16 protein-coding genes and 1 riboswitch are annotated in these 18,108 nt (G+C 72.6%); of the genes, 6 read left to right on the top strand and 10 right to left on the bottom strand.

The window, feature by feature from the left end; all coding sequences use genetic code 11:
• Positions 1–52 precede the first annotated feature (52 nt).
• Together ACFYWQ_RS05575 and ACFYWQ_RS05580 are read right to left on the bottom strand one after the other, a co-directional pair.
• Positions 53–538: a transglycosylase SLT domain-containing protein gene (locus tag ACFYWQ_RS05575; protein ID WP_389513119.1), complete on the bottom strand. Its 486-nt coding sequence runs from the start codon at positions 536–538 to the stop codon at positions 53–55.
• 5 nt (positions 539–543) lie between these two features.
• Positions 544–723: riboswitch (cyclic di-AMP (ydaO/yuaA leader) on the bottom strand.
• Between the two features lie 322 nt (positions 724–1,045).
• Complete coding sequence (locus ACFYWQ_RS05580; protein WP_389513121.1) at positions 1,046–2,800, bottom strand: peptide MFS transporter; 1,755 nt, start codon at positions 2,798–2,800, stop codon at positions 1,046–1,048.
• 256 nt (positions 2,801–3,056) lie between these two features.
• Here ACFYWQ_RS05580 and ACFYWQ_RS05585 point away from each other — a divergent pair, with 256 nt between their 5' ends.
• The 4 genes from ACFYWQ_RS05585 (at position 3,057) to ACFYWQ_RS05600 (ending at position 7,619) form a co-directional block, all read left to right on the top strand.
• Entirely contained in the window at positions 3,057–4,067 is a 1,011-nt protein-coding gene (locus tag ACFYWQ_RS05585; RefSeq protein ID WP_389513123.1) for a polyprenyl synthetase family protein, read from the top strand.
• Between the two features lie 222 nt (positions 4,068–4,289).
• Positions 4,290–5,504, top strand: coding sequence for an outer membrane lipoprotein carrier protein LolA (locus ACFYWQ_RS05590; RefSeq protein WP_389513125.1), 1,215 nt, complete (start codon positions 4,290–4,292; stop codon positions 5,502–5,504).
• 245 nt (positions 5,505–5,749) lie between these two features.
• Complete coding sequence (locus tag ACFYWQ_RS05595) at positions 5,750–6,709, top strand: ABC transporter ATP-binding protein (RefSeq protein WP_389513127.1); 960 nt, start codon at positions 5,750–5,752, stop codon at positions 6,707–6,709.
• The gene (locus ACFYWQ_RS05600; RefSeq protein ID WP_389513129.1) at positions 6,696–7,619 is read left to right on the top strand and encodes an ABC transporter permease; all 924 of its coding nucleotides are present in this window, start codon (positions 6,696–6,698) and stop codon (positions 7,617–7,619) included. The genes ACFYWQ_RS05595 and ACFYWQ_RS05600 overlap by 14 nt, the downstream gene beginning before the upstream one ends.
• On the opposite strand, the gene ACFYWQ_RS05605 is transcribed toward ACFYWQ_RS05600, so the two are convergent.
• The 3 genes from ACFYWQ_RS05605 to ACFYWQ_RS05615 form a co-directional block, all read right to left on the bottom strand.
• Positions 7,609–8,286 (bottom strand): flavodoxin family protein, encoded by a 678-nt coding sequence (locus tag ACFYWQ_RS05605; RefSeq protein ID WP_389513132.1) that lies wholly within the window; start codon positions 8,284–8,286, stop codon positions 7,609–7,611. The genes ACFYWQ_RS05600 and ACFYWQ_RS05605 overlap by 11 nt on opposite strands.
• Before the next feature lie 62 nt (positions 8,287–8,348).
• Positions 8,349–9,767, bottom strand: a complete 1,419-nt coding sequence (locus tag ACFYWQ_RS05610) for an amidase family protein (RefSeq protein ID WP_389514347.1) — start codon at positions 9,765–9,767, stop codon at positions 8,349–8,351.
• 53 nt (positions 9,768–9,820) lie between these two features.
• Positions 9,821–10,351, bottom strand: coding sequence for a DUF6668 family protein (locus ACFYWQ_RS05615; protein WP_389513134.1), 531 nt, complete (start codon positions 10,349–10,351; stop codon positions 9,821–9,823).
• Positions 10,352–10,526: 175 nt separating this feature from the next.
• Between ACFYWQ_RS05615 and ACFYWQ_RS05620 the strand changes: the two genes are divergently transcribed.
• The gene (locus tag ACFYWQ_RS05620; protein ID WP_389513135.1) at positions 10,527–11,774 is read left to right on the top strand and encodes a tetratricopeptide repeat protein; all 1,248 of its coding nucleotides are present in this window, start codon (positions 10,527–10,529) and stop codon (positions 11,772–11,774) included.
• A 42-nt stretch (positions 11,775–11,816) separates the two neighbouring features.
• Here ACFYWQ_RS05620 and ACFYWQ_RS05625 read toward each other — a convergent pair whose 3' ends face one another.
• The 3 genes from ACFYWQ_RS05625 to ACFYWQ_RS05635 all read right to left on the bottom strand — a co-directional run bounded on the left by ACFYWQ_RS05625 (position 11,817) and on the right by ACFYWQ_RS05635 (position 14,529).
• Positions 11,817–12,299 carry a VOC family protein gene (locus tag ACFYWQ_RS05625; protein WP_389513137.1) on the bottom strand — a complete coding sequence of 161 codons (483 nt, stop codon included), beginning with the start codon at positions 12,297–12,299 and terminating at the stop codon, positions 11,817–11,819.
• A 91-nt stretch (positions 12,300–12,390) separates the two neighbouring features.
• Positions 12,391–13,470: an EamA family transporter RarD gene (gene rarD / locus ACFYWQ_RS05630; RefSeq protein ID WP_389513139.1), complete on the bottom strand. Its 1,080-nt coding sequence runs from the start codon at positions 13,468–13,470 to the stop codon at positions 12,391–12,393.
• A gap of 198 nt (positions 13,471–13,668) precedes the next feature.
• Positions 13,669–14,529 (bottom strand): NAD(P)H-binding protein, encoded by an 861-nt coding sequence (locus ACFYWQ_RS05635; RefSeq protein WP_389513142.1) that lies wholly within the window; start codon positions 14,527–14,529, stop codon positions 13,669–13,671.
• 105 nt (positions 14,530–14,634) lie between these two features.
• On the opposite strand from ACFYWQ_RS05635, the gene ACFYWQ_RS05640 reads away from it, so the two are divergent.
• Positions 14,635–15,039, top strand: coding sequence for a winged helix-turn-helix transcriptional regulator (locus tag ACFYWQ_RS05640; protein ID WP_389513144.1), 405 nt, complete (start codon positions 14,635–14,637; stop codon positions 15,037–15,039).
• Between the two features lie 22 nt (positions 15,040–15,061).
• On the opposite strand, the gene ACFYWQ_RS05645 is transcribed toward ACFYWQ_RS05640, so the two are convergent.
• Together ACFYWQ_RS05645 and ACFYWQ_RS05650 are read right to left on the bottom strand one after the other, a co-directional pair.
• The gene (locus ACFYWQ_RS05645) at positions 15,062–16,150 is read right to left on the bottom strand and encodes a 2-oxoacid:ferredoxin oxidoreductase subunit beta (protein ID WP_389513146.1); all 1,089 of its coding nucleotides are present in this window, start codon (positions 16,148–16,150) and stop codon (positions 15,062–15,064) included.
• Positions 16,143–18,071, bottom strand: coding sequence for a 2-oxoacid:acceptor oxidoreductase subunit alpha (locus ACFYWQ_RS05650; RefSeq protein ID WP_389513148.1), 1,929 nt, complete (start codon positions 18,069–18,071; stop codon positions 16,143–16,145). The genes ACFYWQ_RS05645 and ACFYWQ_RS05650 overlap by 8 nt, the downstream gene beginning before the upstream one ends.
• Positions 18,072–18,108: the final 37 nt, after the last annotated feature.

The following is an 18,108-nucleotide window of genomic DNA, read 5'->3' on the forward strand; positions in this document are numbered from 1 at the left end:
GTGTGTCCCGCGGGACACACCCCGCAGGAGCGTGTCCCGCGCCCGGCGTAGGTCAGTACGCGCCGAACACGTTGTCGATGGAGCCGTAGCGCGCGGCCGCGTAGTTGCAGGCCGCGGTGATGTTGGCGACCGGGTCGTACGGGTCGTACGAGGTGCCGGGCACGTGGTACGCGGCGAAGGTCGGGTCGATGACCTGGAGCAGCCCCTTGGACGGGGTGCCCTTGGCCGCGTTGGAGTCCCAGAGGTTGATGGCCTTCGGGTTGCCCGACGACTCGCGGAGGATGTTGCGGTGGATGCCGTTGTACGTGCCCGGGATGCCCCGCTCGGCCATGATCGCGAGCGACTCGCGGATCCAGCCGTCGAGGTTGTCGGGGTACCCGGCGACCGTGGTGGCCGACGTGGTGGTGACCGACGTCGTGGGGGCGGCGGAGGCGCTGGTGGCGGCCATGAACGGAAGGGAGAGCACGGCGGCGCCGGTGCAGACGGCGGCGACGGTGCGGGCGAGGCGGGTGCGGCGGGGCTGAGCGGCAGCAGACATGGCGGAATTCCTCTCCGGCGCCTGCGGGGTGAGCTGTCGGGTTCGGGCGGGGAGGTGCCCGGCCGGCCGCCGTACGGGTACGGCGGCGCGACTTCACCCCTAGCCGGGGCCGTTACGTGCGTGACGTACGGCCCGGCGTTCTACCTGGGTCCCCCGCTCCTGCCGTGCGTGAGTGTTCGTCGATGGGTGGTGAAGGGCGGCGGCAGGATTCGGCGTCCGCCCGACTTGTGGCGGGAACGTATGCGAGAGCACATGTCCGGAACAAGTGGCGGAGTCACACCACACCCCTATTGACCATGATCCGAGCGGTATGGGGTGCTTGATCCTTTGCTGTCGTGAAACGTCAACTGGCTTGGCGCAAAGCGGAGTCACAGGTTTCGGCGTGGGGAGTGAGGTGGGGGTGGGGAGTGAGCCAACTCACCCGTCAGTACAATAGGGGCCAAACGGACAATGAGCCCTAAGTCCTTTGTAAAAGGGCGTGTTGTGCCGGTGAGTCGGCGGCGGGGGTCAGTGGACGGGGCGTGTCGTGCGGTGCAGCCAGGGCGACGCGGCCAGTACGGCCAGGCCGGCGGCGACCGCCATCGCGCCGCTGACGCCGAAGAGGACGGGCCGGGACACGTCGTCGTGGAGCCGCGCCACCTGCGCCTGGATGCCGCCCGCGAGCGCCGCGGAGAGGAACCACAGCGCCGTGGTCCACCCGGCGAACGCGGCCGGGGCGAGCCTGGTGGTGGCCGACAGTCCCGAAGCCTTCACGAGGACGCCGCCGAGGCCGAGCAGCAGGCACGAGCCGACGATCCACCCACCGGACATGGGGTGCGCGTCGCTGCCGCCGTGCCCGCTCGTCGGCACCACCAGCAGCAGGGACGCCGAGCCGCCGAGGACGACCCCGAGTGCGGTCGTGGGCCCGGTGCCCGGCCCGCGGCGGCCCGGCCGCGCCCACAGGAACGCCACCACGGGAGCGAGGGCGGCCTCGGCGGCGCAGAGCGCCGGCAGGTACCAGCTCACCGGGAAGTCGAAGCCGGGGATCGTGGCCCCGGCGCCCGCCGGGGCCGGCAGCAGTGTCGTGGAACATGCCTGGAGGAGCGCGAGGTCGAACGCGGTCGAGGCGAGGAACAGCACGACGCACGGACGCAACCGGCCGCGCTCCCGCGCGGTCACCGCCGGGCTGGTGAACAGCACCGCGAAGCAGGCGACCGGGGCGAGCACCGCGAGCAAGGTGAGCAGGTTCACGACAACGTCAAGGGTGAGCCACCCCGACGCGGCCAGGTAGACCGCGAACGCGGTGACGACCACGGCCCCGGTGACGGCCCGGTGGACCGCCCGGCGTACCGGGGCCGAGCGCGCGAGGGACCGGGGGGAGAGGGCGACCCTGACGGCCGTCGGCGTCGATCGCGGGGTGCGCGTGCGCCTTCGTCCGGTCGGGTGAAGGCTCCCGGTCGGGCGAGGGCGGCCGGTCAGGCTCCCGGTCGGGGGAGGGCTCCCGGTCGGGTGAGGGGGGTCGGTCGGGGGAGGGCTCCCGGTCGGGTGAGGGTGGCCGGTCGGGGGAGGGCTCCCGGTCGGGTGAAGGCTCCCGGTCGGGCGAGGGCGGCCGGTCAGGTGAAGGCGGCCGGTCAGGTGGCGGCGGCCGGTCGCGTACTGCGCCAGGCCGCACGTCATGCCGACCGCGGCCGCCGCGAACCCCCAGTGCCGGCCGTGGTGGTCGCCGAGTCCGCCGATGATCACCGGTCCCGCGAGGGCGCCGAGGCCGAGCGCCGAGCAGTAGAGGGCGAAGTCCGCGTCGCGGCGGTGATCGCCGGCGCGGCGGAGCGTGCCGACCAGGGTGGCGGCGTTCGGCCTGACGAGCCCGGTGCCGGCGACGACCAGGCCGAGGCCCACCCAGGTCGTGCCGGTGGTGGGCACGGCCAGGGCGTAGAGCCCGCAGGCGGTCAGGGCGCCACCCCACAGCACCGAGCGGTACGGGCCCAGGGCGCGGTCGGCGAGCCGGCCGCCGGCGACGGAGGCCAGGTGGACGAGGGCGCCGAGAGCCGCCGCGAGGGGGACGGCGGTCCCGGCCGGCATGCCCAGACCGCCGTGGGCCACCGCGTCGGTGAAGTGGAGGACCAGGACGGCCTGCACCCCGAGGAACGAGAAGCGTTCCCAGGCCGTCAGGCCGCAGAGGGCGAGCAGGCCCCCGGGGCGGCCGGGGAAGCGGCGGCCCGGGACGGCGTCGTCGCGCGGAGGGGGCCGGTCGGCGGATTCGACGTCTACCTCTGCGCTGGACATGAATCACTACTTCCCGGTCAGTCGATAAATGTCCGTTCGTATCGGCTGATCAGAAACATACCGGTCGTGATCGAAAGCCGCTCGGGCTCATCCGGGCTCCTCCCGTCGTCTCCCGGTCGAGCGACGTGGGGGGCCGGGGGACGTGGGGGCTTATCAGTGATCGAAACGTGACCGGATACGCTGACGCGAGTGATGGCAGAGACCTATCGACAAACCGTGTAACCGCGAGTAGACACCAGCAGACAGGAGACCCCTCGTGACCGTCGTCGGGCCGTTCGGGCTGAGCGTGCGGGACCAGGCTCTGGAAGCCGATGTCCAGGCCGGATTGACGGCTGTCGAGGAAGGCTTGCTCGAGGCCACCAAGAGCGAGGTTCCCTTCATCACGGAAGCCGCCCAGCACCTGGTGCGGGCGGGCGGAAAGCGGTTCCGGCCCCTGCTCGTGATGCTCGCGGCGCAGTTCGGCGACCCGTACGCGCCCGGGATCGTGCCGTCGGCCGTGGTGGTGGAGCTCACCCACCTGGCCACGCTGTACCACGACGACGTGATGGACGAGGCGACCGTACGGCGCGGGGTGCCGAGCGCGAACACGCGCTGGGGGAACTCGCTCGCCGTCCTCACCGGGGACTTCCTCTTCGCCCGGGCCTCGCACATCCTCGCCGACCTCGGGCCCGAGGCGGTCCGGGTGCAGGCGGAGGCGTTCGAGCGGCTGGTCACCGGGCAGATCCTGGAGACGGCGGGGCCGACGGACGGGCGGGACCCGGTCGAGCACTACCTCGACGTGCTCGGCGGCAAGACCGGCTCGCTGGTGGCCGTCTCGTGCCGGTTCGGCGCGATGATGTCGGGCGCCGACGAGACGGTCGTGGACGTGCTGACGCAGTACGGCGAGCGGCTGGGAGTCGCCTTCCAGCTCGCGGACGACGTCCTGGACATCGCGTCGGACTCCCACGAGTCGGGCAAGACGCCGGGCACGGACCTGCGGGAAGGAATCCCGACGCTGCCCGTGCTGCGGCTGCGGGAGCGGGCGGAGCGCCTGGCGCTGCCCGAGGACGTGGCACTCTGCGAGCTGTTGGACTCCGACCTGAGCGACGACGCACGGCACGCGGAGGCACTGGCCGCCCTGCGCGCCCACCCCGCGCTGGAGCAGGCCCGCGCGGACACCGTGCGGTACGCGAAGGACGCGCGGGCCGTGCTGGCGCCGCTGCGGGAGTGCGGGGCCAAGAAGGCGCTGATGGAGCTGTGCGACGCGGTGGTGCACCGGGCCGGGTGAGGTGCCCCGCCCCCTACGGGTGACCGCCCGTCACCCGCTCCCGTGTCATACCGCAGGCGTAGGCGGAGTTGAGTCCTCGGGTTGACGTATGTCGTGGGCCGATTTGGTCAGATGGAGACCACGGAGAACCCCAATCCTCACCGATTCGGGTGAGAATGGCGGCTTGAGGTGGGGTCGTTCGCGACATGACCAGCCGCCGCCGACGACGGAGGTAAGGCACACATGGCACCGTACGCATCCGACGACAGCACGCGCGCCGGGGAGACCGACGACGACCCGCGCGTCGGACGGCGCAAGGCCGTGCGGTACGTCGTTCCGGTCACCGTGGCGGGTGTCGCGGCGGCGACGATCGGGCTCGTCCCGGCGTTGGCCGACTCGGGCGACCCCGACCTGCCGAAGATCAGCGCGCAGCAGCTCATAGAGAAGATCGCCGCGTCCGACGTGCAGCAGCTCTCCGGCACGGTGAAGATCAGCACCGATCTGGGCCTGCCCGACCTGGGCGGCCTGGAGAGCGGGCTGCTCTCCGGGGCCACCGGGGAGAGCGGCGGCTCGTCCGCCGACCCCTCGGCCAAGCTCACCGAACTCGCCTCCGGCACGCACACCCTGCGCGTCGCCGCCGACGGCCCGGACCGGCAGAAGCTCTCCCTCCTGGAGAACGCCGCCGAGTACAGCGTCATCCACAACGGCACGGACGTGTGGGCGTACGACAGCGCCTCCGACGAGGTCTACCACTCCACCGTCGAGAAGAACGCGAAGGACGACGGCACGCCCGTGCCCGCCACCCCCAAGGAGCTCACCGAGGAAGCCCTGAAGGCGGTGGACGACACCACCTCGGTCACCGTCGACGGGACCGCCCAGGTCGCCGGCCGCGACGCCTACAAGCTGGTCGTCAAGCCGAAGCAGTCCGGCTCGACCGTCGGCGCGATCAGCGTGGCCGTGGACGCGGAGACCGGGCTGCCGCTGAAGTTCACGCTCACCCCGAGCGGGGGCGGCGCGGCCGTCGTGGACGCCGGCTTCACCCAGGTCAGCTTCGCCCGGCCGGTCGCCTCCACCTTCGAGTTCACCCCGCCCGAGGGCGCCAAGGTGACCGAGGGGGAGGCCGCCGACCCGGCCGAGGCGCCCGAGGACTCCGGCGCCCCCTCCGAGGAGGAGCTGGGCGAGGACCTGGCCGGCCTCGATGTCCTCGGCGACGGCTGGACGTCCGTGGCCGCCTTCGACACCGGCGGCACGGGTGCCGCCTCCGCCGGGGACCTGCCCGACGCGGGCGCTCTCGGCGGCTTCCTGGGCTCCTTCGGCGACAAGGTCACCGGCAAGTTCGGCTCCGGGACCGTCTTCTCCACCCGTCTGATCAACGCCCTGGTCACGGACGACGGCAAGGTCTACGTCGGTGCCGTCACCAAGGACGCCCTGGTGAAGGCGGCCGATTCGGCACGGTGAGCGGCCGACCCGGGCGGTGAGCGGCCGACTCGGGGCGGTGACCGGCCCGACGACCACCAGTGGACAGCGGATCGGGGGAGCCGATGGACGGCGACGCGGCGGCGGCGCCCGGGACGGTGCCGGGAGCGGTGCCAGGAGTGGCGCCCGGGACGGTGCCGGGAGCGGCGCCCGGGACGGTGCCAGGAGTGGCGCCCGGAACGCTGCGGGGAAGGGCGCCGGGTGTGGCGCCAGGTGCGGTGCCGGGAATGGCGCCGGATGAGGACTTGGGTGCGGGCGACCCCGTCATCCGCACCCGCGCCCTCACCAAGCGCTACCGCGGCGGGCAGCTCGCCGTCGACGGCCTCGACCTGGCCGTCCCGGCGGGCAGCGTCTTCGGCTTCCTCGGCCCGAACGGCTCCGGCAAGACCACCACCATCCGCATGCTGATGGGCCTCGTCGAACCGACCTCCGGCACGGCCCGGGTCCTCGGGCGGCCCATGCCACGGGCCGCCCGCACCGTCCTCCCGCACGTCGGCGCCCTCATCGAGGGCCCGGCCCTCTACGGCTTCCTCTCCGGCCGCGACAACCTCCTGCGCTACGACGCCGCCGACCCGACCGCCGATCCGCGCACCCGGCGCCCGCGCGTGGCGGCGGCGCTGGACCGGGTGGGGCTGACGGCCGCCGCCGGCAAGAAGGCGAAGGCGTACTCGCTCGGCATGAAACAGCGGCTGGGCCTCGCCGCGGCGCTGCTCCAGCCCCGCCGCCTGCTCGTCCTCGACGAGCCGACCAACGGCCTCGACCCGCAGGGCATGCGCGAGATCCGTGTCCTCGTCCGCGAGCTGGCCGCCGACGGCACCACCGTCTTCCTCTCCTCCCACCTCCTCGACGAGATCGAGCAGGTCTGCACGCACGCGGCCGTGATGGCGCGCGGACGCCTTCTCGTCCAGGGCCCGGTGGCCGACCTGGCGGCCCGGGCGCGCGGCCGGCTCGTCGTGACCACCCCGGATCCGGCGGACGCGGCCCGCGTGCTGAAGGAACAGGGGGTGGGCGACGTCGTCGTCACCGAGGACCGGGTGACGGGCGAGCCCGGCGGCCTGGAACTCGCGGATCTGAACGCCGCGTTGGTGACGGCGGGCGTCCGGGTGCGCGGCTTCGGTGTGGAGCGGGCCTCACTGGAGGAGGCGTTCGTGGCACTCACGGGGGAGGGTTTCGATGTCGCGGGCTGAATCGGCCGCGGCGGTGCAGGCTGCAACGGCTGCCGCGGTGCGGGCCGAAGGCGTCCGAGGGGCAGGCCCGTTGTGGACCCTCGGCCTCTTCCGCAGCGAGCTGACCGTCACCCTCCGCCGCTGGCGCACCCTCGCCCTGCTGGCCGTACTGGCGGCCGTGCCGGTCCTGGTCGGGATCGCCGTGAAGATCGAGACCGGGGACGGGGCGACGGCCGGGCAGCGGGGCGGCGGCGGTGAGGCGCCGGCCTTCATGGCGCAGATCACCAACAACGGCCTGTTCCTGGTGTTCACCGCGTTGGCCGCCACGCTCCCGTTCTTCCTGCCGATGGCCGTGGGGGTCGTCGCCGGCGACGCGCTCGCCGGTGAGGCGAACGCCGGCACCCTGCGCTACCTCCTGGTCGCCCCCGCCGGCCGCACCCGCCTCCTGCTCGCCAAGTACGCGACGGCGACGGCCTTCTGCCTGCTGGCCACCTTCGTCGTCACGGTGTCGGCGCTCGCGGTCGGCGCGCTGCTGTTCCCGCTCGGTGACCTCACGACGATCTCCGGCACCCGCATCTCCTTCGCCGACGGCCTGACGCGGGCCCTGCTGATCGCGCTGGTCGTCGCCGTCTCCCTCCTCGGCGTGGCCGCGCTCGGCCTGTTCGTCTCCACGCTCACCGACAGCGGCATCGCGGCGATGGCGACGACCGTGGGGCTGGTGATCACCGTCCAGATCCTCGACCAGATCCCCCAACTGCACGCGATCCAGCCGTACCTGTTCTCCCACTACTGGCTGTCCTTCGCCGACCTGATGCGCGACCCCGTCTACTGGGAGGAACTGCGCAGGAACCTCGGACTGCAAGGCCTGTACGTGGCCGTCTTCGGCTCGGCGGCGTGGGCGCGGTTCACGACGAGGGACATCACCGCGTAGTCGGGACCGTCCCGGGCTCGGTTTCCGTCCCGGCCCCGGTTTCCGTCTCGGGCTCGGTTCCCGTCCCGGTCTCCGTACCGTTCCCGGTCTCGTAGGGGAAGCGCGCCAGCGGCGCCTCCCGGACGAAGAACGTCTTGGCGCGTGCGAGCGCCTCCGTGTCGTTCAGGACGTCACCGGGCTTGCTGCCGTTGCCGAGCAGCACTCCGCCGAACCGCATCCCCATGTACGCGGCCGAGTTGTGCAGCGCGCCGACCAGCGGGTCGGCGACCACCTGCTCCTCGTGGGCCAGCGCGGTGACGCCCCACAGGGTGCGGCCGGCGAGCGTCGCCTTGAAGTCCAGGCCGGGGGTGCGCAGCCAGCCAGACCAGTGGTCCAGGTAGCGCTTGGTGTGTCCGGAGAGTGTGTACCAGTACAGCGGCGAGGCGATCACGAGGTCCGTCGCCGCGAGCGTGGCGTCGAGCAGCAGGCCCGCGTTGCCCTCGGTGGGGCGGACGTGGTCCTCGTCGTGACGCAGGTCCTCGAAGTCGGGCAGCGGGTGCTCGGCGAGGGCGAGCCACCGCTGTTCGACGTCGGCGGGCAGCTGTTCGGCGGCCCGGCGGGCCAGCAGTTCGGTGTTGCCGGCGCTGCGGGCACTGCCCAGCAGGAACAGGAAACGGCGGGTGCTCACGGTCTTCCCCCAGGTGATAGGCGTGCAGCAATAAGACGCCTGTGCATTATATGCGCATGCAATTACCTTCGCCAAGGCTGATCGGACGATGCCGCTTCGCCGAGGCCGCCGCCGGGCACCAGGACCCCGCTCGCCGCCTCCGCGCGCGCCGCCAGGGAGAGCAGCAGTGCCTCCCGTCCGTGCGGCGCCACGGCCTGGAGTCCCGCCGGGCAGCCGTCCGGTCCGATCCCCGCCGGGAGGCTGAGCGCCGGATGCCCGCTGAGGTTGAACGCCCAGGTGAGCGCCGTCGAGTAGCGCGCTCCCGGGCCCTCGTGGCCGTGCGGCGGATGGGGGGTCGTGGGGGTCAGCAGCAGGTCGGCCCGGGCGAAGAACGCGGCCAGCCGGGAGTCGTTGACCCTCCGCACGGCCTCCGCGACACCGCCGTCACCTCCGCGCCCAGCACCGCCACCCGTGCCTGCGCCTGCGCCCGCGCCTGTCGCACGGAGCGCCAGCCACGCCGGGCCGGGGTCCTCCAGCCGCGGCGGCGGCACCTCGGCGCGCAGCAGCCGTACGGCACCGGCGTCCGCGAGGCGAACGGCGGCGGCGCGGGCCAGAGCCACGAGTTCCGGGTCGGGAGCGGCGAAGCCGAGATCGGGGGAGAAGACGGCGGTGGGCGGATCGGCGACGGGCGGACGGACGTCGGCCGGCTCGGCGGCGGACAGATCGGTGACGGGCGCATCGGTGACGGGCGCATGGGTGACGGGCGGATCAGGGACAGACGGATCGGGGACAGGCGGATCGGGGACAGACGGATCGGGGACAGGCGGATCGGGGACAGGCGGATCGGACCGGGATGCGTCGAGCGCACCGGACGCTCCCGCCGCGCCCGCCGCCCCGGCCATCACCCGCCAGTAGGCCTCCGCGTCCGCCGCGTACCGCGCGAGCACGCCGGGCGCCGCCAGCCCCGTACGGTCGGCCGACGGGAGGCTGCCCCCGGTGACCTTCAGGCCGAGGATCCCGCACCACGCCGCCGGTATCCGCACCGATCCCGCCCCGTCACTGCCGGTCGCCAGCGGCACCAGGCCGGCCGCGACCGCCGCCGCGGAGCCGGCCGAGGAGCCACCCGGCGTGCGGTCGGCACGCCAGGGGTTGACGGTACGGCCGTGCGCTCCGAGCCCCCAGGTCTGCCATGCGGTCCCCGGCCCGGGCACGGCCGTCGCGCCCACCGGCACGCATCCGGCGTCGGTCAACGGCCCCGCCGTCCGCAGCCCGTACCGGCCCTTGACGCCGATCGGCACCCCGGCCAGCGGCAGCCGCTCACCCGCGGCGACCCGCACGTCGACCTCGGCCGCCGCCGCCATCGCCGCCTCCTCCCACACCTCGACGAAGGCGCACACCGCACGGTCGGCCCGCCGGATCCGCTCCAACGCCCCGGCGACGGCGTCGACGGCCCGCAGCCGCCCCGCCCGCACGGCGTCGGCGATCCCGACGGCGGGAGGCAGCGGAGGGAACGGCGAAGGGGCCGGCGACGGGAACGGCGGCGGGGCGGGCGGGGTCAACGGGTCCGCCGTATGGTCGTGCCGGTGAGGCGGCACAGCGGCTCGCTCTCGCGGGGCGGTTCCCCGGACAGGTCGCCGAGGCGCCAGGACGGAACCCAGGGCACGCGGTACACGTCGATGGCCGACTCGATCGGCCGGATCCGCTGGACGAGCGGCCGGGGCAGGCGGCCCGGGGCGTCCGCGACCAGGACGACCGCCTCCAGGTCCAGTCCGGTCGGCGACTCCGCGCGCCGGAAGACCTCCAGGGCCCGCAGGGCGGACTCGATGCCGGTCGCGTGCGTCCGGGCGACCAGCAGGACGGACGAGGGCGCGTCGGGGCCCGGCCAGTCGCGTCCGCAGTCGTGACCGCCGTAGACGGCGGCGAGCGTGGAGGTTCCGGCCCCGCCGTGGGCGGCGAGCCACGCGAAGCGCCGGGGAGTGGCGGTCGGGGCGGCCACGGACTCGTACGGCCCCGGCACCGGCCCCGGCGCGGCCACCGGTCCACGGATCCAGATCTCCGGTCCGCGCTGCCCGTCCGTCGTCCGCATGTCCGTGCTCCTTCGTACTGACTGTGCGGGCCGCTCCTTGGAACGAGCCTGTGACGTCGTGGTGACGCCAGGAAAGGGAGCGGGCGGAGAAACTCAACAGTACGTGTACGTGTGCGTGCACGGATCATGAGCACCAGGTACGTGCACGGGATACGTGTCCGAGTGAGGAAAACCGATGTCGCGACTCAGCCGCGAGAAGAAGCGGGAACAGCAGCACGCCGGGCGGCAGGCCGCCGTGGTGGCGCCACTCGACGTGCACGTGTCCGGGGGCGGGCCGGCGACGATCGGCGGTGTCCCGGTCGTCCCCGCCGACGGCCAGGAGATCCAGCACGCCGTCCTGGGCCACCTGCACCGCATCGCTCTGGCCACCGGCCATCCGGTCGCCGCCACGGTGCACGACGAGCGCATCGGCTACGTCGTTCCCCTGCGCGTCGAACCGGACGGATCCAGCCATTTCGCGGGCGAGCCGCTGCGGGTGGCGCCGCCGCAGGAGCCGCCCGCGCCGTCCCGCCACGACAAGCCCACGCACGCCCTGCGATCCGTGCCCGAACCGGTGAACGAGACGGCCCCCACCTTCCCGCTGCGCACCGTCCCGGAGCCCCGACCCCGACCCCGACCCCAGATCCCCCCACAGTCACACTCACAGCCGCGGCCGCAGCCGCTCCCCCAGGCGCACCCGCAGGGCGACGTCCCGGCCCCCGGCACGGTCGTCGCCCCGACGGGCGTCTTCGGTCCGCCGCCCGCGATGGACACCCCTCCGCCCGCGGACACGGGTGGCAGCACTCCCGACGCCGGACCGGAGCCCGACGGCAGCCCTGTCTTCGGCCGCACCCTCGGCTCCCGCCCCGACTCGGACCCCGACCCCAAGCCGACTCCCGCCCGCGGCTTCGACGCCGTCGCGGAGGCCGTGCTCGGCGACGACCCCCGCTCGCTCCCGGGTGACGGCGGCGCGCCCGCACTCCTCGCGGAGCCGATGGCGCAGATCAACGCGGCTGTGCGGGCGGGCAGGACGCAGGTGGCGGCGGCGCTCGCGGAACAGACCGTCGCACAGGCCTCGGAAACGCTGGGACCGGAGCACCCCGAAGTGCTCCGGCTGCGGGAACTCGGCGCGTACATCGCCTACCTGTCGGCCGACCCGCTCCGGTCCTTCCACGTCTCCCTCGACCTGGCCCGGATCCACCACCGCACGCGCGACACGGAGGCCGCGTACGGCAACGTCCTGAGCGCGGCGACGGCCTGGCGCGCCGTACGTGACCCCTTGCAGGGGCTCAACCTGGGAACCGAGCTCCTGGCACTGTGGACGGAGTTGACCACCGGGGAAGGGCCGGCCGCCGAGGACGTGGAGCAGTTGGAATCGGCACGTGCCCGCATGACGCGGCTGGCCGAGCGGGCCCGGAACTCCGGCTCCCTCCCGCACGGCTGATTCGGTGGCCGGGGGCCGGGACCCTGGGGTGCACGACCGAGCTCAGTGCACGCAGAACTCGTTCCCCTCGGGGTCCGCCATCACCACCCACTCCCCGGACGGATCCCTCACCTCCCGCAGCACACTCGCCCCGAGCGCGGTCAGCCGTTCGACCTCGGCCGCGCGCCGCCCGTCGCCGGGATGCAGATCGAGATGGAGCCGGTTCTTGCCCGTCTTGGCCTCCGGCACCCGCTGGAACAGCAGCCGCCGCCCGAGCCCCGTCCCACGATCCGGATCGAACGGGTCCTCGGGATGCCGTACGGCGATCAGGTCCCGGAAGGCGGGCCGGCCGTGGTGCTCCACCGTCGCCGCGCCCGTCAGCGCGCCGAGTGCCAGCAGCCGTTCGATGAACGCGCTGTTGTCCTCCACCTCGTAGCGCAGCGCGGCGGCCCAGAAAACGGCCTGGGCGTGCGGGTCGGCGCTGTCGACGACGAGCTTCCAGTGCACGGGCGTGGGGGTGGGTGCGGGCGTCGGTGTCTCCGTCATGGGACCAGTTATAGGGCTCCGGCCGCGCGGACCGGACGCCTCCGCGCGCCCTCGCGCGTCGTGGCCCGCACGGGTGTCGACCGCCGTCTGCCTACGGCTTGGCGACCGGAGCGGTGGCCGGAGCTGGAGCGGTAGCCCCAACCGAAGCCGAAGCCGAAGCCGAAGCCGAAGCCGAAGCCGAAGCCGAAGCCGAAGCTGGAGCCGGAACCGAAGCCTGCCCCGGCTCCGGTGTGTCCGGCCCGGCGAGGGAGCCGGGCGTGCCGGCGGCGAGCGCGCGGGCCGCCCGCCGGGCCGTGCGCAGCGCGTCCGCGGTGAGCAGGGTCAGCGCCAACCAGACCAGGGCGAACCCGGCCCAGCGCTCGGGCGGCATGGCCTCGTGGAAGTAGAGGACGCCGAGCAGGAACTGGAAGACCGGCGCCAGGTACTGCAAGAGCCCCAGCGTGGACAGCGGCACACGGATCGCCGCCGCGCCGAAGCAGACGAGCGGGATCGCGGTCACGATGCCGGTGGAGGCGAGCAGGAGGGCGTGCCCGGCACCCTCGCCGGTGAAGGTGGAGCTCCCGTCGGCGGAGAGCCACAGCAGGTAGCCGAGAGCGGGCACGAACTGGATCGCCGCCTCGGCGGCCAGCGACTCCACCCCACCGAGGTTGACCTTCTTCTTCACCAGCCCGTACGTGGCGAAGGAGAACGCGAGACACAGGGAGATCCACGGCGGGCGGCCGTAGCCGATGGTGAGCACCAGCACCGCGGCGAAGCCGACGCCGACCGCCGCCCACTGCACGGGCCGCAGCCGCTCCTTGAGGAGCAGCACGCCCATGGCGATGGTGACCAGCGGGTTGATGAAGTAGCCGAGGGAGGCCTCGACCACGTGCCCGCTGTTGACCGCCCATATGTAGACGCCCCAGTTGACCGTGATGACGGCCGCGGCGATCGCGATCAGACCCAGCCGGCGCGGCTGCCGCAGCAGCTCACCGGCCCACGCCCAGCGCCGCACGACCACCAGCGCCGCCGCGACGAAGACGAGGGACCACACCATGCGGTGGGCGAGGATCTCCAACGCGCCGGCGGGCTTGAGCAGCGGCCAGAAGAGCGGCACGAGCCCCCACATCCCGTAGGCGGCGAAGCCGTTCACCAGGCCGGTACGGCCCTCACCCTTCGACGTCCCGGCCACGGGTCCTCCTTCTCACGACAGGCATGCGTGAACGAAGGTAACGCCGGGCACCCCCGCATGTCATGCCCGTATCGCTATACGGTCATGACATGCGCGGGTGGGGACAGCGCCGGAGCGTGCCCGCACCCCCTCCCGGGCTGAGGAGGCAAGGGGATGGGTCAATGGGTCAGCCGGTCCTCCGGTCCTTCGGTGGACCGATCAGCCCTTGTCCTCCAGCGCGGCCGCGATCGCCACGGAGAGCGGGGTGGTCGGGCGGCCCGCCAGGCGGGACAGGTCGCCGGTCGGGACGACCAGCTCGCCCTTCTCGATCGACGCGTCCACCCCGGCGAGGATCGCCGCGAGCGGCTCGGGCAGCCCGGCGCCGGCCAGGATGCCGGTGAGGGCCTCGGTCGACACGGCGTTGTAAGCGATCTCCCGGCCGGTCCGCCGGCTCAGCTCCGCCGCGTACTCCGCGAAGCTCCACGCCTCGTCGCCACCAAGCTCGTACGTCTTGTTCTCGTGGCCCTCGCCGGTCAGTACGGCCACCGCGGCCGCCGCGTAGTCCGCGCGGGACGCGGACGAGACCCGGCCCTCGCCCGCGGCCGCGACGACCGCGCCGTGCTCCAGCACCGGGGCGAGCTGCTCGGTGTAGTTCTCGTGGTACCAGCCGTTGCGCAGCAGCGTGTACGGCAGCTCGGAGGCGAGCAGTGCGTCCTCGGTGGCCCGGTGGTCGTCGGCCAGTGCGGCGGTGAGGCTGCCCGGGGCGCTGGTGTAGGCGAGCAGAGCGGCACCGGCCGCCTTGGCGGCGTCGATGACGACCTGGTGCTGCCGCGGACGGCCCTTGTCGAACTCGTTGCCCGAGATCAGCAGCACCTTGTCCCCGGCGGCGAACAGGCCGTCGAAGGTCTCGGGGACGTTGTAGTCGGCGACCGCGAGCCGTACTCCGCGGGCCGCGAGATCGGCGGCCTTCGCCTCGTCGCGGACGACGGCGGTGATCTGCTCCGCCGGAACCTTCTCCAGCAGCTGCTCCACGACGTGGCGGCCCAGGTGTCCGGTGGCTCCGGTGACGACGATGCTCATGACGAGAACTCCTTGCGGGATGCGCGACAGGGGAAGCGGTATGACGGCAACCCTAGGAGGAGCGCTAACTATTGGAAAGTACCCACTTTGAAGTAAGGTACTGGCATGACGGTAATCAAGCAGGTGGGGACGGACGACGCGGGCATGTGCCCGTCCCGGCTCGTCCTGGAACATGTCACCAGCCGCTGGGGCGTCCTCGTCCTGATGGAGCTGCTCGACCGCCCGCACCGCTTCAGCGAGCTGCGCCGGGTGATCAGCCGGTTCGGCCGGACCGTCAGCGAGAAGATGCTGACCCAGACCCTCCAGACCCTGGAGCGCGACGGCCTGGTCCACCGGGACGCCAAGCCCGTGATCCCGCCGCGCGTCGACTACTCGCTCACCGAGCTGGGCCGCGAGGCCGCCGCACAGGTGACGGCCCTGGCGCACTGGACGGCGGAGCGGCTGCCCGACGTCCAGGAAGCACGCCGGGCATACGACGAGGCCCGCGACATCACGTCCCGGGCCTCGTGAACCGCCGCCGGTGCGGGCCGTCTCAGCCGACGACCGTCCAGGTGTCCCCACCGGCCAGCAGCGCCGCCAGATCGCCCTTGCCCTGCCGCTCGACCGCGGTGTCCAGCTGTTCGGCCATCTGCGTGTCGTAGACCGGCCGTTCGACGGCGCGGAAGACACCGATGGGCGTGTTGCGCAGGGTGTCCGGATCGGCGAGGCGGGAGAGGGCGAACGCGGTCGTCGGGGACGCGGAGCGCGCGTCGTGGACCAGCACCTCCGCCTCGTTCTCCTCGGTCACGCTGACGATCCGCAGATCACCGGTGGCCCGGTCCCGTACGACCCCCTTCGCGCCGTCGGCGCCGAACCGGACCGGCTGCCCGTGCTCCAGCCGGATCACCGCCTCCTCGGCCGACTGCTTGTCCTTCAGCACCTCGAACGCGCCGTCGTTGAAGATGTTGCAGTTCTGGTAGATCTCGACGAGAGCCGTGCCGGGATGGGCGGAGGCCTGGCGCAGCACCTCCGTCAGGTGCTTGCGGTCGGAGTCGACGGTCCGCGCCACGAACGACGCCTCCGCGCCGAGGGCCAGGGAGACCGGGTTGAAGGGTGCGTCGAGCGAACCCATCGGCGTCGACTTGGTGATCTTCCCGACTTCGGAGGTGGGGGAGTACTGGCCCTTGGTCAGCCCGTAGATCCGGTTGTTGAACAGCAGGATCTTCAGGTTGACGTTGCGGCGCAGGGCGTGGATCAGGTGGTTGCCGCCGATGGAGAGGGCGTCGCCGTCCCCGGTGACGACCCACACGCTCAGGTCCTGCCGGGAGGTGGCCAGACCGGTGGCGATGGCCGGCGCCCGGCCGTGGATGGAGTGCATCCCGTACGTGTTCATGTAGTACGGGAAGCGGGAGGAGCAGCCGATGCCGGAGACGAAGACGATGTTCTCCCTGGCCAGGCCCAGTTCCGGCATGAAGCCCTGGACGGCGGCGAGGATCGCGTAGTCACCGCAGCCGGGGCACCAGCGCACTTCCTGGTCGGACTTGAAGTCCTTCATGGACTGCCGGGCCTCGGCCTTCGGTACGAGCGAGAGCGCCTCGATCGTGCCCGTGCCTGCCCCGGACGAGCCGGTCGTCTCAGCCATCGATGGCCTCCTTCAGCGCGGTGGCGAGCTGCTCCGCCTTGAACGGCATGCCGTTGACCTGGTTGTACGAGTGCGCGTCGACCAGATACCTCGCCCGGATCAGGGTGGCGAGCTGGCCCAGGTTCATTTCGGGGACCACGACCCTGTCGTACGCCTCCAGCACCGCCCCCAGATTCCTCGGGAAGGGGTTGAGGTGCCGCAGATGGGCCTGCGCGATGCCCTCCCCGGCCGCCCGCAGCCGCCGTACGGCCGCCGTGATCGGCCCGTACGTGGAGCCCCAGCCCAGCACCAGCGTGCGCGCCCCCTGCGGGTCGTCGACCTCGAGGTCGGGGACGTCGATGCCGTCGATCTTCGCCTGGCGGGTGCGGACCATGAGGTCGTGGTTGGCGGGGTCGTAGGAGATGTTGCCGGTGCCGTCCTGTTTCTCGATGCCGCCGATGCGGTGCTCCAGGCCGGGAGTGCCCGGGACCGCCCACGGCCGGGCGAGGGTCTGCGGATCCCGCTTGTACGGCCAGAAGACCTCGCTGCCGTCCTCCAGGGTGTGGTTGGGGCCCTGGGCGAACTGCACGGTCAGGTCCGGAAGCTCGTCCGGCTCCGGGATGCGCCAGGGCTCGGAACCGTTGGCGAGGTAGCCGTCGGAGAGCAGGAACACCGGGGTGCGGTAGGTGAGCGCGATCCGGGCGGCCTCCAGGGCGGCGTCGAAGCAGTCGGCCGGGGTCCGCGGGGCGATCACCGGGACGGGTGCCTCGCCGTTGCGGCCGTACATCGCCTGGAGCAGGTCCGCCTGCTCCGTCTTGGTCGGCAGGCCGGTGGACGGGCCGCCCCGCTGGATGTCCACCACCAGCAGCGGCAACTCCAGCGACACCGCGAGCCCGATCGTCTCGGACTTCAGTGCCACACCGGGCCCGCTCGTCGTGGTCACGGCCAGCGATCCGCCGAACGCCGCCCCCAGGGCCGCCCCGATGCCCGCGATCTCGTCCTCGGCCTGGAACGTGCGGACGCCGAAGTTCTTGTGCCGGCTCAGCTCGTGCAGGATGTCGGAGGCCGGGGTGATCGGGTACGAACCGAGGAAGAGCGGCAGGTCCGCCTGGCGGGAGGCGGCGACCAGGCCGTAGGCCAGGGCCAGGTTCCCGGAGATGTTGCGGTAGGTACCGACCGGGAAGGCCTTCGCCGCCGGGGCCACCTCGTAGGAGACGGCGAAGTCCTCCGTGGTCTCGCCGAAGTTCCAGCCGGCGCGGAACGCGGCGATGTTGGCTGCCGCGATGTCCGGCTTCTTCGCGAACTTCGACCTCAGGAACTTCTCCGTGCCCTCCGTGGGCCGGTGGTACATCCATGACAAGAGGCCGAGCGCGAACATGTTCTTGCTGCGCTCGGCCTCTTTCCGGGTGAGGTCGAAATCCTTCAGGGCCTCGACGGTCAGTGTCGTCAGCGGCACCGGATGGAGCTGGTAGCCGTCGAGTGAGCCGTCCTCCAGCGGTGAGCTGTCATAGCCCACTTTCTGCATCGCCCGTTTGGTGAACTCGTCCGTGTTGACGATGATCTCCGCGCCGCGCGGCACGTCGGCGATGTTGGCCTTCAGAGCGGCCGGGTTCATCGCGACCAGCACGTTCGGCGCGTCTCCCGGGGTGAGGATGTCGTGGTCGGCGAAGTGCAGCTGGAACGAGGAGACGCCGGGAAGGGTGCCCGCGGGCGCGCGGATCTCGGCGGGGAAGTTCGGCAGGGTGGAGAGATCGTTGCCGAACGACGCCGTCTCCGAGGTGAAGCGGTCGCCGGTGAGCTGCATACCGTCGCCCGAGTCTCCCGCGAACCTGATGATCACCCGGTCGAGACGACGCACGCTCTTCGTCCCGCCCGGACCGCGCTGCTCTCCCACGACGGATCCGTCGGCCTGTTCCGCTGTGCTGCTGACCTGACTGGTCACTGAACTGGACCTCCCTCGAGGTGGCTGTCCGGGAGCG

This window comes from Streptomyces sp. NPDC003247 (genome assembly GCF_042888135.1).
Classification (GTDB): domain Bacteria; phylum Actinomycetota; class Actinomycetes; order Streptomycetales; family Streptomycetaceae; genus Streptomyces.